General features: G+C 62.6%; 10 protein-coding genes. 8 read left to right on the top strand and 2 right to left on the bottom strand.

From position 1 onward, the window contains the following. Nucleotides 1-4 precede the first annotated feature (4 nt). Together ACYVGK_RS06945 and ACYVGK_RS06940 are read right to left on the bottom strand one after the other, a co-directional pair. Nucleotides 5-772, bottom strand: a complete 768-nt coding sequence (locus ACYVGK_RS06945; RefSeq protein ID WP_460732595.1) for a hypothetical protein — start codon at nt 770-772, stop codon at nt 5-7. A 113-nt stretch (nt 773-885) separates the two neighbouring features. Continuing rightward, entirely contained in the window at nt 886-1782 is an 897-nt protein-coding gene (locus ACYVGK_RS06940) for an AraC family transcriptional regulator (RefSeq protein WP_460732593.1), read from the bottom strand. 110 nt (nt 1783-1892) lie between these two features. Here ACYVGK_RS06940 and ACYVGK_RS06935 point away from each other — a divergent pair, with 110 nt between their 5' ends. The 8 genes from ACYVGK_RS06935 to ACYVGK_RS06900 all read left to right on the top strand — a co-directional run bounded on the left by ACYVGK_RS06935 (nt 1893) and on the right by ACYVGK_RS06900 (nt 13003). After that, nucleotides 1893-2636, top strand: a complete 744-nt coding sequence (locus tag ACYVGK_RS06935) for an SDR family oxidoreductase (RefSeq protein WP_460732592.1) — start codon at nt 1893-1895, stop codon at nt 2634-2636. A gap of 257 nt (nt 2637-2893) precedes the next feature. Continuing rightward, nucleotides 2894-3361 carry a hypothetical protein gene (locus ACYVGK_RS06930; RefSeq protein WP_460732590.1) on the top strand — a complete coding sequence of 156 codons (468 nt, stop codon included), beginning with the start codon at nt 2894-2896 and terminating at the stop codon, nt 3359-3361. Nucleotides 3362-3883: 522 nt separating this feature from the next. Continuing rightward, complete coding sequence (locus tag ACYVGK_RS06925) at nt 3884-5872, top strand: type I restriction-modification system subunit M (protein ID WP_460732588.1); 1989 nt, start codon at nt 3884-3886, stop codon at nt 5870-5872. After that, a complete protein-coding gene (locus tag ACYVGK_RS06920; RefSeq protein WP_460732587.1) occupies nt 5869-7143 on the top strand; it encodes a restriction endonuclease subunit S in 1275 nt (424 codons plus the stop codon). Before ACYVGK_RS06925 ends, ACYVGK_RS06920 begins: the two co-directional genes overlap by 4 nt. Further along, nucleotides 7140-8390: an AAA family ATPase gene (locus ACYVGK_RS06915; RefSeq protein ID WP_460732585.1), complete on the top strand. Its 1251-nt coding sequence runs from the start codon at nt 7140-7142 to the stop codon at nt 8388-8390. The genes ACYVGK_RS06920 and ACYVGK_RS06915 overlap by 4 nt, the downstream gene beginning before the upstream one ends. Beyond that, nucleotides 8387-9037 (top strand): retron system putative HNH endonuclease, encoded by a 651-nt coding sequence (locus ACYVGK_RS06910; protein ID WP_460732583.1) that lies wholly within the window; start codon nt 8387-8389, stop codon nt 9035-9037. The genes ACYVGK_RS06915 and ACYVGK_RS06910 overlap by 4 nt, the downstream gene beginning before the upstream one ends. Beyond that, entirely contained in the window at nt 9034-12075 is a 3042-nt protein-coding gene (locus tag ACYVGK_RS06905; protein ID WP_460732581.1) for a type I restriction endonuclease subunit R, read from the top strand. The genes ACYVGK_RS06910 and ACYVGK_RS06905 overlap by 4 nt, the downstream gene beginning before the upstream one ends. Further along, nucleotides 12020-13003, top strand: a complete 984-nt coding sequence (locus tag ACYVGK_RS06900) for a restriction endonuclease (protein WP_460732579.1) — start codon at nt 12020-12022, stop codon at nt 13001-13003. Before ACYVGK_RS06905 ends, ACYVGK_RS06900 begins: the two co-directional genes overlap by 56 nt. Nucleotides 13004-13086 lie beyond the last annotated feature (83 nt).

Genomic DNA, 13086 nt, shown 5'->3' with positions numbered 1-13086 from the left:
GAATTTACTTGCGCTTGACCTTGCCCTTGCTGCAAAGCCCGATGTTGGTCCGGGCCGCCTTGAGGATGCTCAGGTAGACCTCGGCCTGCGCCGGCGGCCAGTCGTCGACGGACACCTGGTCGTCACTGAGCTTGGCGTCTTCGGCATAGGGCTCCAGCGTCTTCAGGCACTGCGCCTTCAAGCCGTTGCGATACTGCGTGATCGCCAGATCGTTGCGAATGTCGCCTTCTTCCTCGAACGCCAGCGTGGTGACGCAGTTGTCGAGCACCGGCGACAAGGTGGCGAGCGCAGCCTTGTACTGCTTGCCCTGGTATTGCTGCTTGAACGTCGCGCGCGTCTGCGCAAGATCGGCCTGCCCGCAACCCTTGGCGACCTTCAGGTATGTGCCCTCGAAGCCGCCGTTGTAGCCGCAGTAGCTCTTGCACGCGTCCGGCGTCGCTGCCGCCACTTCAAGCGCGCTGGCTCCGGCCTTGAACGCAACGCTGCATGCCTTCGCGTTGGGGTTGCGCGCAACGCCTTTGCCTTTCTTGATTTCTCCCTTGAGATCGCAGACGTCTTCACCCGAACTCGTTTGCAGCGTGAAGGCCAGCGGCCCCTTCGCATTCTGCGTGACCTGCAGATGCCCCCAGCCCTTCTCGGTGATGTATTCGCCGGGTTGGATCTGTGTGGGGCCGGCGGCATCGGCCGCGTTAGCCGTAGCGGTGAGCGCCATCACTGCGGTAAGGACGGCTGCTAAGAGGGGCAGGGCGCGACCTGCCGAGTTCCTTTCCATCATTCACTGTCTCCATGTGGGGGATGCCGTCCCATACAGGCCTCCGGCCGTGCAGCGGAGGCTACCCCATCGAGCCCACAGGGGGTAGGCGGTAACGACCTTCCAGTCAGCCGCTATACCGACCGCGCATACCGCCCCGGCGCCATCCCCACATGCCGCGAGAACGCGGTACTGAACGTACTCGCCGACCCATACCCCACACGCTCGGCCACTTCCGCGATGCCGGCTTCGCCCCGTCGCAGCAGATCCTTCGCCACCGCCATCCGCCACGCCAGCAGATACTCCATCGGCGCCACGCCCACCGTGCGCAGGAAGCGCTCGAAGAACGCCGAGCGCGACAACACCGCCAGCTTCGCCAACTGCGCCACCGTCCACGGCCGCGCCAATTGCCGATGCATCTGCCGCATCGCCGGCGCCAGACGCGCATCGGCCAGGCCACGCAACAAGCCCGCCGGCGCATCCTCGGCCGGCGTCGCGCGCAATGCTTCGATCAGCAGCAGCTCGATCAGTCGTGCCAATACCAACTCCTGTCCCGCGCGCTTCGTATTGGTCTCTTCGGCAACAAAGCGCACCAGCGACGCCAGCCGTTCCACGCCACGCACATGCAGCACCGTCGGCAGCAGCGACACCAGCAGCGCCGGGTCGGGCGAATCGAACACGAAGTAACCACCGAGCAGCCGCACATCCGGCCGCCCCCCGCGCGTGCCGTGCCGCACTTCGCCGGTGGGCGAGGGCGAGGTCTTCGGATCGATCCGCACCGGCGTCACCGGCTCGAAGCCGGACATCGTGAATCCCGGCGTCGCCGGCAGCAGCACGAAATCGCCGCGTTCCAGCGTGAGCGCGCGATACCCATCGACCGCCAACCGGCAACTGCCTTCCAGCACGGCGCAGAAACTCGGCTGGCCGAATTCCGAATAACGCACGCCCCAGCGCCCCGCGCCACTGATGCGCTTGGAGAACACCGCGCGCGGCTGCATCAACGCGACGATCTGCGACAACGGATCGCTCATGGCCGGCTCCTCATCTGGACGCTCGCCAACAAATCACGGACGCATCACTGTAGATCGTCCAACGCGCGGCCGCGACAGTACTCGCACCCCCAACCGCGAGACCCGCATCCATGAAGACCGTCCTCATCACCGGCTGTTCCTCCGGTTATGGCCTCGAGACCGCGCGCCACTTCCACGCCCAGGGCTGGCGCGTGGTCGCCACCATGCGCACCCCGCGCCCCGACCTGCTGCCGCCATCCGAACGCCTGCGCGTGCTGCCCCTCGACGTCACCGACGCCGCCAGTATTGCTACTGCCCTCGAAGCCAGCGGCCCGATCGACGTGCTCGTCAACAACGCCGGCATCGGCCTGCTCGGCGCATTCGAAGCCACCCCGATGGCGACCACGCGCGACATCTTCGAAACCAACACCTTCGGAGTGATGGCGATGACCCAGGCCGTCCTCCCGCAATTCCGCGCGCGCCGCAGCGGCGTGATCGTGAACGTCACCTCCAGCGTCACCCTCGCGCCGATGCCGCTGGTGGCCGTGTACACCGCCAGCAAGACCGCGATCGAAGGATTCACCGGCTCGCTCGCGCATGAACTCAGCCCATTCGGCGTGCGCGTGAAACTGGTCGAGCCCGGCTACGGGCCGGGCACCCGCTTCGCCGAGAACGGCGGCGCGCGCATGCAGGGCCTGATTCCCGAGTCGTATGCGCCCTATGCACAGAGCGTGTTCGCCGCCTTCGCGCAGCCCGCCGCGGTGACGACCGCGCAGGACGTGGCCGAAGCGGTATGGAGCGCCGCCAACGACGGCAGCGATCAACTGCATTACCCCGCCGGGCCGGATGCGTTGGCGTTGGCGCGGGCGGGCTGAGTTTGAGCTTCCCGCCGTGCCCGCCAGTCGATGCTTGTCCTTCTCCCCGCATCGCGGGGAGAAGGTGCCCGAAGGGCGGATGAGGGGCGCTCTTGCTCTTGCTTTCCCCACCACCAACCTGCGAAAACCCCACCGCTCCCACCGACCCGTTCGGCACCGAGCACCCACCGCACGGATCGCGGCGGAGCAAATGGACCGTCCGGCCCAGCCCTTCCAAGGCACGCCCCGGACTCGCTAACGGAAGTAAGGAATAGCCAATGCAAAACCTCGTTTCACTGAACCTCTCGGCCCAGGACCTCGCCGACGTCGACAACGCCATCGCCACCCTGCGCCGCGTCTTCGCCCAGATGATCGCCCTGACGCCCACGCAGCGCCGCGACCTCTACAAGATGGGCGACAAGTCGGAAGTCTTCTGCCGGCAGACGCTGGCCGTGCTGGCCGCCAACCCGCAGATCATCCCGCCCAGCCTCAACCTCGCCGAAGCCCAGGCCGACCTCGCCGCCCTGGACCAGCTGCGCCCGCGCCTGCAGCAGCTGGAGCAACTGGTCGAACGCGCCGACGACACCGCCCTCGCGCTCGGCAGCGACATCATCACCGTCGCCCTGGAGGGCTACGGCCTGCTCAAGGTGTCGGGCAAGAACGAGGCGCTGAAGGGCGCCCGCAAGGAGCTGTCGGCGCGGTTTGCCAAGGGCAGCAAGGCGGCGGAGCCTGTCGCGGCGGCCTGAGGTCGGTACGAACTAGCGATTGAGTGACCAAGCCTGACGGGTGAGGGCCCTGAGCCTTGTCCGTCAGGCTTTTTGCTTTGGCGATGAAGCAATTTGCGTCGAGGGTCGAGGCTCGGGAGCCTCGGGGGAGGCCGGAACTGCTTCGGCGTGGAAGCAGAATGCTTCGGCGTTGAGGCCTGTGAGCCTCAGGCCTGAGGCAGAATGCCTCCGCGGTGGGGCGAGAAGCTTCGAGACTTGCAGCAAAAAGCCTGATCGATCGGGCTTGATGTCTCTGCGAACCAGTCCATCGTTCTACCGTCCAGGCGCTGGGCCTCGCCGTAGCTCACGACGTCTCTGGCGCTCTTTGCCGCTTTCAGTGAAAACCCGGCACTCGCCACCGCCTACACGCGCCGGCATCATTCCTATCCCGGAAACGTCGCGGGTTTGCGAAAAAGAGATAGTTCGTGAGGATCAGTCAAGATTGTTGCGGGTTAGCCCCAGCCCAACGAAGGGGAAAAATGAATGATGGGGAAAAAGTAGTTCATGGCTGACCACAATTATTTCTCGAATCTAATTTGGCAGATTGCAGATCTCCTGCGCGGTCCTTACCGTCCGCCGCAGTACGAGCGTGTGATGCTGCCAATGACGGTGCTTCGTCGTTTCGACTGCGTCCTCGCCGAAACGAAGGCCAAGGTTCTCGCGGCACACGAGAAGCACAAGGGAGGCAAGCTCGCGGGTGATGCACTCGACACTACGCTGAACAAGGTCGCGGGCCAACGCTTCCACAACCACTCACCGCTCGATTTCGAGAAGCTCAAGGGCGACCCGGACAACATCAACAAGCACCTGGTCAGCTACATCAAGGGCTTCTCGACGAACGTCCAGCGCATCTTCGAGTACTTCGAGTTCGAGGCCGAGATCGAGAAGATGCACGAGGCGAACATCCTCTACCTCGTGGTCTCGAAGTTCGCCGACGTCGACCTTCACCCGTCAAACGTGCCGAACGAGCAGATGGGGCTCATCTTCGAGAACCTCATACGCCGCTTCAACGAGCTTGCGAACGAGACGGCCGGCGATCACTTCACGCCCCGCGAAGTGATCCGCCTCATGGTCAATCTGCTTTTCATCCATGACGACAAACTGCTCGCCACGGCAGGTACGGTGCGCAAGCTCCTTGACCCGGCGTGCGGCACGGGCGGCATGCTAGCCGAGGCGCAGCGCTACCTGCGCGATCACAACACCGAGGCGAAGCTCTACGCCTACGGGCAGGACTACAACAAGCGCGCCTTCGCCACGGCGGCTTCCGACATGCTCATGAAGGAGGTGAGCCACAACGGCGGCGGCGACAACGTGCGTTTCGGCGACATCTTCATCGAGGACCGTTTCCCGTCCGAGACCTTCGACTACTTCATCAGCAACCCGCCCTTCGGGGTCGACTGGAAGAAGCAGCAGAAGGAAGTTCAGAAGGAGCATGAGAAGCGCGGCTTCGACGGCCGTTTCGGCGCGGGCCTGCCGCGTGTGAACGATGGCGCACTCCTGTTCCTGCAGCACATGTGGAGCAAGCGCGAGGATGTAAAACCGAAGGAACACAAGGAAGGCTCACGGATGGCGATCGTCTTCTCTGGATCGCCCATGTTCACGGGTGGTGCTGGCTCGGGCGAGAGTGAGATCCGCAAGTGGCTCCTTGAGAACGACTGGCTCGAGGCCATCGTCGCGTTGCCGGAGGCGATGTTCTACAACACCGGCATCGGCACCTACGTCTGGGTCGTGACCAACCGCAAAGAGAAGCGGCGCAAGGGAAAAGTGCAGTTGCTCGACGCGCGCGACGTGTGGACTGCGGGCGGCAGCGAAGACAGCAAGCGCAGCCTCGGCGACAAGCGGCGGCACATGACCATCACGCAGATCGACGAGATCGTGCGGCTCTACGGAAAGTTCGAAGGGGGGGCGCGCTCCAAGATCTTCGACAACGCCGACTTCGGCTACACGCGCGTCAACATCGAGCGCCCGCTTCGCCTGCGGTACCAGATGACGACGGACGACAAGGCGCGCTTCCTCGACGCCTGCCCCCACCTGCTGGACGACGTGCAGGCCATCGACAAGGCGCTTGGCCGCGAGCCGCGCCTGGACTGGCCGGTGACGTGGGACGAGATAGAGGCGCTCCTGAAGAAGCGTGGCAGCCGGTGGAAGGCCACCGAGCAGAAGCTCTTTCGCTCCGTGTTCACGCAGCGCGACACAAAGGCCGAGCCCATACCGGCGGGTGGTCGTGGCGCGGGCTTCGAAGCCGACGCCGATCTGCGAGACTTCGAGAACGTGCCGCTCACGGAGGACGTGAACGCGTACTTCGAGCGCGAGGTGAAGCCGCACGTCCCGGATGCTTGGATGGATCGGAGCAAGGACAAGGTCGGATACGAGATCAACTTTAACCGGCACTTTTACGTCTTCACGCCGCCGCGCAGCTTGCACGAGATCGACGTTGACCTGAAGGCGGCCGAGGACGAGATCGTGCGCCTACTTCGCGAGATGACCAAGTGAGCGTTATCGAGTGGGTAGGAATCACGCCCCCTTCGTGGCCGCTGGCGCGGATCAAGCACCTTTGTCGAACGGCTGGTGGTGGCACGCCCGACAAGGGCAAGCCTGAGTACTGGCAGGGCGACATTCCCTGGGTATCGCCCAAGGACATGAAGTCGGACCGCATCACCGACACCGAAGATCACATCACCACTGAAGGTCTCTCGAACAGCGCGACTCAAATGGTGCCGCTACATTCGGTGTTACTTGTCACGCGCTCGGGAATCCTACGGCACTCGATTCCAGTGGCGATCAATCAGGTGCCGGTTTCGCTGAACCAAGATATGCGGGCGTTCCTTCCTAACGAACGCTTGGCGCCGCGCTTTCTCGCTCGGCTCATTGACGGGCATCAAGCCGAACTTCTGCAAGCGTGGAGCAAGGTCGGCGCCACGGTCGAGAGTCTCGAATCGGATCTTATTGGCGACACCCTGATCCCGCTACCACCGCGACACGAACAGGAAGCGATCATTTCGTTCCTTGACCGCGAGACGTCGCGGCTCGACGCACTGGTCTCTGCCAAGCAGCGCGTCCTTGACCTACTCGCCGAGAAGCGCAAAGCCATCATCGCCACCGCCGTCACACGCGGGATCGACTCGAAGGTGAAACTGCGCGACTCTGGGGTGCCGTGGCTGGGCGAGATTCCTGCGCATTGGGAGATCGAACGCGCCCACTGGCTCTTCCGCGAGCGCGACGTACGCTCGACGACCGGTGAAGAGGAGATGCTCACCGTTTCGCACCTCACAGGTGTCACGCCTCGGTCCGAGAAGGACGTGAACATGTTCGAGGCCGAGACGAACGAGGGCTACAAGCTCTGCGAGCCCGGTGATCTCGTCATCAACACGCTGTGGGCGTGGATGGGCGCGATGGGCATCGCACCTGTGAAGGGCATCGTCAGCCCAGCCTACAACGTCTACGAGCCCGGCCCGCGCCTCGCGCCCGCCTATATCGACGCGCTCGTCCGCCTCCCTGTCTTTGCCCAGGAGGTGACGCGTTATTCGAAGGGCGTCTGGTCCTCGCGCCTTCGCCTCTACCCCGAGGGCTTCTTCGAGGTGTACTTGCCAGTGCCGCCGAAGGGGGAGCAGCGCGCCGTCGTCGAGCACATCGCGTGCGAAACCGCGAAGCTCGACGCCGTGCGGACGGCGACTGAGCGCACCATTGCCCTACTTAAGGAGCGCCGCTCCGCGCTCATCGCTGCCGCGGTGACTGGCCAGCTCAGTAGGGAGGCGGCGCCATGATCGTCACTAGACTCAAGCTCGCCAATGTTCGCGCCGTCGAGGCAGCCGAGTTTTCATTCAAGCCAGGTTTTAACCTGATCATTGGCGTCAATGGTGTGGGCAAGACTACCGCGCTCGAGTCGCTTGCGGTGAGCCTAGCCGCTATCTCGCGCCACATTAACGGGCTGAAGGGGCCGCTACCCAACTTCACTGCCCCTGACATTCGCGCAGGAACTGATGCGCTCACGGTCGAGTCGGAGGTGAGCCTCGCCGGGAAGGTCTACTCCTACCTCATCCATCAGCCGCGCGACGAAGCTATTGCGCAATCCGGCAAGGAGGGCCTGCCGCGCGAGCAGACTATTAGTACACCGACAAAGTCGGTCTTTGTTGGAGACAAGCCACCTGCAGCGGACGGCAAGAGGGTCCTGCGCCCGGTCGCCGTGTTGTTCTCGACTCGGCGTGCGGTTCCCTCGGACCGTGCGCCTACCAAGTCCGCCGCGAAGGGTGGCCATTCCGCCGCTTTCGCCGAGGCCTTCTCGGCTCGGGAGCTGCGCCTAGGCGAGTTCGCGGCGTGGATGCGCGCGCAGGCTGCGCTTGCTATGGAGACGCCTAGCTCGACCCGCGTCCTCGACGCCTTCGAGAAGGCAGTGCGCCGATTCCTCCCCGGGTACACGAACCTGCGCGCTAGTAGCGAGGCTACGCCACGCCTCGTCATCGAGCGGGGAGGTGTAGAGATACCGGTGCGCCAGCTCTCAGACGGCGAACGAGGCTCGCTCGCTCTCGTTCTGGATCTCACGCGTCGTCTTGCACAGGCCAATCCCGGCCTTGATGACCCTGCCGCCGAGGGGGCAGGCGTCGTGCTCATTGACGAAATCGATCTGCACCTACACCCGAAGTGGCAGCGTGAGATCGTGCGCAATCTGCCCGATGCCTTTCCCAAGCTTCAGTTCATCGCGACGACCCACTCGCCGCAGGTGATCGGCGAGGTCGAGCACGACCGCATCCAGGTCCTTGGAAGTGGTCCCGTGTTCTCACCGACGCATTCGTTCGGCGTGGACTCGAGTCGCGTGCTGGAGGAGGTCATGGACGCGCCCCCACGCACGCCCCAGGTGCAGGATCTGATAGATCGGCTCTCGAGGAGCGTCACAGACAAGAAGTTGAAAGACGCATCCCGTCTGATCAGTCAGCTTGCGGCCAGGCTCGGGCCGGACGATGCCGAGGTCATTAGGGCCCGCACGCTTCTCGACTTCTTAGGAGACGCGGGATGAGGGAGATCACTAAAGGCCCGGAGCCGCGCAGCCTTTCCCAGCATCGCGCGACCGCCCACTCCAACTACGCGAACTACAACGAAAAAGACAGCCTGCGTGCCGCGCTCATCCGCGAGCAGCGTGGCCTGTGCTGCTACTGCATGACTCGAATCGAGCCGACTGGCACGGCCATGAAGATCGAGCACTGGCGCAGCCAGTCTCGCAATGCCGACCTCGAACTAGTGTACTCAAACCTGCTCGCGGCCTGCCTGGGTGGACAGGGGCAGCCGGCGACGCGCCAGCACTGCGACACCCGCAAGGGGGAGCAAGAACTAAAGTTCAATCCCGCCAACGTCGCGCACCGCATCGAACAGCGAATCCGCTTCGAGATGGATGGAACCATCGCGTCGAGTGACGCCGACTTCGACGCCCAGCTCAACGACGTCCTGAACCTAAATTTGAAAGTGCTCCAGAATCGCCGGAAGGGGATCGTCGATGGACTGGTGGGTTGGCTCCGCGACTACCGAGCTCGCCATTACCGGGGGCCAGACAACACAACGTTACAACGGAAGCGGAGTCAGTTGATGCCTGCGAATGGGCACCTTGAACCGTACGTGCGCGTCGCTGTCTGGTGGCTAGACCAACGGCTTGCGGGGGGGGCACCATGAGTTCGCCCCGACACTCCGAGACCGCGTTCGAGACGGTCATCGAACACCACCTGCTTGGGCACGGTTACGTCGCGGTCTCGCGCGACGCTTTTGACGGCGAACGCGCCATTTTCCCGGCCGTAGTCCTCGACTTCATTAGGAACACGCAGCCCAAGGAATGGGCAAGGCTCGAAGCGCTGCACGGGCCGAGCACGGGTGAGCAGATCCTCACGGATCTCTGTAAGTGGATGGACACGAATGGCTCGCTCGCGACGTTGCGCCACGGGTTCAAGTGCTACGGACGCACGCTTTTCGTCGCCTACTTCAAGGCCGCGCACGAGCTGAACCCGGAGCTCGAGGAGCGTTACGCCAAGAACCGCCTTGGCCTAACCCGCCAACTTCGCTTCTCGGCGCGCTCGGAAAGGTCGCTCGATGTGACTCTCAGCGTGAACGGCATTCCCATCGCGACGCTCGAGCTTAAGAACGCAATGACCGGGCAGACCGTTGAGGACGCCCGACGCCAGTACAAGCAGGACCGCGATCCGCGCGAGCCCATCTTTGAGTTCAAGAAGCGCACGCTCGTGCACTTCGCCGTCGACACCGATACGGTGCTGATGACGACGCGCCTCGCGGGCAGCGCGACCCATTTCCTGCCCTTCAACAAAGGCGACGGAGGCGGGGCAGGTAACCCTGCCGATCCACGAGGACGGAGCTATCGCACCGCTTACCTCTGGGAAGAGGTGCTCGCCCAGGACAGCTTGCTCGACCTGCTGGCGCGCTTCCTCCATCTGCAAGTCGACGAGAAGCGCGACGACCAGGGTCGGAAGGTGAAGACCGAGCAGATGGTCTTTCCTCGCTACCACCAACTCCAGGCGGTGCGCTTCCTCGTGGAGTCTGCCCGCAAGGAAGGCCCGGGGCACAACTACCTCGTGGAGCACTCAGCCGGCAGCGGCAAGAGCAACACGATCGCCTGGCTCACGCACCGGCTCGCGTCGCTGCACGACGGAGGTAACCGGCGCGTTTTCGACAGCGTGATCGTGGTGACCGATCGCGTGGTGCTCGACCAGCAGCTGCAGGACAACATCTACCAGTTCGAGCACAAGCGCGGCGTCGTGCAGAAGATCGACGAGAGCTCACGCCAGCTCGCCGAGGCGCTCGAGAGCGCCGTGCCGATCATCATCACGACGCTGCAAAAATTCCCTTTCGTCTCACGCCAGCTGCTCAAGATGGCTGACGAGCGCGGCGAGGCCGGTGCAGGAACGCTCCAGACCCGACGTTGCGCGGTAATCATCGATGAGGCGCACAGCTCCCAGGGCGGTGAGACCGCAACGGACCTGAAAGAGGTGCTCGGCGGCGAGGCGCTTCGCAATGAGGCTCAGAAGCGGGCCGCCGAGGAAGGTCGAGAAGATCTCGAGGAACTGTTTCGCAGTATGGCCAAGCGCGGCCGGCAGGCGAATCTGAGCTTTTTCGCCTTTACGGCCACCCCGAAGCACAAGACACTCGCGGCATTCGGACGCAGTGGGAAGCCTGCCCACCGCTACACCATGCGACAGGCGATCGAGGAGGGCTTCATCCTCGACGTGCTCAAGAACTACACGACTTATGCGACGTACTTCCGGCTTCTGAAATCGTGCGAGGACGATCCAAACGTCGAGCGCAAGAAGGCGGCGCGCGCGCTGGCGCGTTTCCTCAAGCTTCATCCGCACAACATTGCGCAGAAGACCGAAGTGATGATTGAGCACTTCCATGCCGCCACCCGCCACAAGATCGGCGGGCGTGCGAAAGCGATGGTCGTTGCGGGGTCGCGCCTCGAGGCGGTGCGCTACAAACAGAGTTTCGACAAGTACATCAAGGAAAAGGGCTACCAGATTAGATCGCTCGTGGCGTTTTCTGGCTTTGTCGAGGACGACAAGCTTCCCAGTGTCTCGTACACTGAAGAGGCAATGAACGACGGGCTTCGCGCCAAGGAGCTTCCCGAACGATTCGCTTCGCAGGAGTACCAGGTGCTGCTGGTCGCGGAGAAGTACCAGACTGGATTCGACCAGCCGCTCCTGCACACGATGTATGTCGACAAGCGGCTCGCCGGCATACAGGCTGTGCAAACGCTGTCGCGACTCAATCGAATCCATCCGCTGAAGGAGGATGCGTTCGTCCTCGACTTCGTCAATGACCGCGAGGAAATCCGCGAAGCGTTCAAGACCTACTATGAAGGCGCTGAGATCGGGGAGGACGTCGATCCCGCCAGGCTCTACGTCATCAAGGGAGAGCTTGACTCCGCTGGCGTCTACTACGAAGAGGAGGTGGCGCGGTTCTCCGAGGTGTACTTCAAACCAAAGCAGAAGCAGAGTGCGCTGGATCATCAGGCGATGAATGCCGCACTTGACCCCGTGGTCTCACGGTACAAGGTCCGCCTGGAGGAAGCGCCCGAGGAAACCGAGCTTTGGCGGGGCAAGCTTCATGCTTTCCTGAATTTGTATGGTTTTCTCAGTCAAGTGATCCCCTACCAGGATTCGGACCTGGAACGTCTGTATGTGTTCGTACGTCATCTTTCGACGAAATTGCCAAAGCGCGATGGCGGCGCGGGCTACCAGTTCGACGATGAGGTCAAGCTGGAGTACTACCGCCTGCAGAAGATCAGCGAAGGCTCTATCACGCTGAAAGGCGACGAACGCTATCCCTTGGAGGGGCCAAGGCAGACGGGTTCAGGCCATGTCCATGACGATCCTCTCGCCCTGTCTCAATTGATTGACGTGATCAATGAGCGTTTCGGTACTGACTTCAATCAGGCCGATCAGTTCTTCTTTGATCAGGTTGTCGAAGCTGCCATGCGCGACGACGTGCTTCAGCAGGCGGCTCTCGTTAATTCGAGCGAGAAGTTCGAGTTGTTGTTCAAAAGCGCGATCGAGCGATTGTTTTCAGATCGTATGGATCAGAACGAGGATATCTTCGTTAGGTTCATGAATGATCTGACATTTCAGAAGCTGGTCACGGCGTGGATGGCCGATGAGGCATACCGACGATTTAGGGGCGCATCGATGCCTGAAATCGTCCAGCCTTAAGTTCTTCAGTCAGGGGAATCTCTTGCCAGTTCCAACATTCGATAAGTTCATCGAACCGATCCTGAGGTTCCTTGGAAGCCATCCGGAAGGTGCAACGGCGCGGGACGTCCACGACGCTGCAGCGGATTCGCTGGGCCTCACGGTGGCGGACCGTCAGGAGCTCATCCCGACAGGCCAGGCCGCTTACAAGAACAGGGCAGGTTGGGCGCACGACAGGCTCAAGCGCAGCGGCTATTCGTCAAGTCCGAAGCATGGTATCTGGAAGCTCACCCCGGATGGCCTGGCTTACGCGGCATCCAACTCCTCGCCTCTTCCGGCAGCGGAGGTCGAGCGCATCGCAAAAAGCTATGTGCCCGCGCCTGCAGGCACCGGCGCGATCGCAACGAGTTCGACCACGCCGGAGCTTGAAGCAGGGGATGCGCAGAGTCCGGACGACCGCTTGCAAGAGGCGCTCAAGGAAATCAACGCATCTGTACGTAGCGAGGTGCTGGAGCTCTTGCTGCAGGTATCACCTAAGTACTTCGAGACGGTAGTGCTGGATGTGTTGCACAAGCTGGGCTACGGCGCCAGCCGTAGCGACCTGCAGCGTGTCGGTGGCAGCGGCGATGCCGGCATCGATGGCGTCATCTCATTAGACCGGCTTGGACTCGAGAAGGTGTATGTCCAGGCGAAGCGCTGGCAGGGCAGCGTGGGGCGTCCCGAGATCCAGGGCTTCTATGGCGCGCTGGCAGGGCAGGGAGCCAACAAGGGTGTGTTCATCACCACATCGACGTTCACCGCGCAGGCGACCGAGTTCGCGAAATCGATCCAGAGGATCGTGCTCATCGATGGAATTCAACTTGCCCAGCTGATGGTGGACTGCGAAGTCGGCGTCGCGTCGCAGCTCGTTAGGATTCCGAAGATCGACAGCGACTATTTCGACGAATGACTTGAGTAGCTCAGCTCCGGTCCAATTTTGTATGCGGTGTCAGGAAATAGTGCAAAAGGGCGCCGGTTCTCCGGCGCCCCTCC

This window comes from Lysobacter tyrosinilyticus (assembly GCF_054779815.1).
This window is presented reverse-complemented; position numbering and strand designations above follow the sequence as displayed.

Excerpts from the sequence above, each read along its gene's own strand:
- ACYVGK_RS06945 (WP_460732595.1), bottom strand. The coding sequence starts at position 772 with ATGGAAAGGAACTCGGCAGGTCGCGCCCTGCCCCTCTTAGCAGCCGTC.
- ACYVGK_RS06940 (WP_460732593.1), bottom strand. The coding sequence starts at position 1,782 with ATGAGCGATCCGTTGTCGCAGATCGTCGCGTTGATGCAGCCGCGCGCG.
- ACYVGK_RS06935 (WP_460732592.1), top strand. The coding sequence starts at position 1,893 with ATGAAGACCGTCCTCATCACCGGCTGTTCCTCCGGTTATGGCCTCGAG.
- ACYVGK_RS06930 (WP_460732590.1), top strand. The coding sequence starts at position 2,894 with ATGCAAAACCTCGTTTCACTGAACCTCTCGGCCCAGGACCTCGCCGAC.
- ACYVGK_RS06925 (WP_460732588.1), top strand. The coding sequence starts at position 3,884 with ATGGCTGACCACAATTATTTCTCGAATCTAATTTGGCAGATTGCAGAT.
- ACYVGK_RS06915 (WP_460732585.1), top strand. The coding sequence starts at position 7,140 with ATGATCGTCACTAGACTCAAGCTCGCCAATGTTCGCGCCGTCGAGGCA.
- ACYVGK_RS06910 (WP_460732583.1), top strand. The coding sequence starts at position 8,387 with ATGAGGGAGATCACTAAAGGCCCGGAGCCGCGCAGCCTTTCCCAGCAT.
- ACYVGK_RS06905 (WP_460732581.1), top strand. The coding sequence starts at position 9,034 with ATGAGTTCGCCCCGACACTCCGAGACCGCGTTCGAGACGGTCATCGAA.
- ACYVGK_RS06900 (WP_460732579.1), top strand. The coding sequence starts at position 12,020 with ATGAGGCATACCGACGATTTAGGGGCGCATCGATGCCTGAAATCGTCC.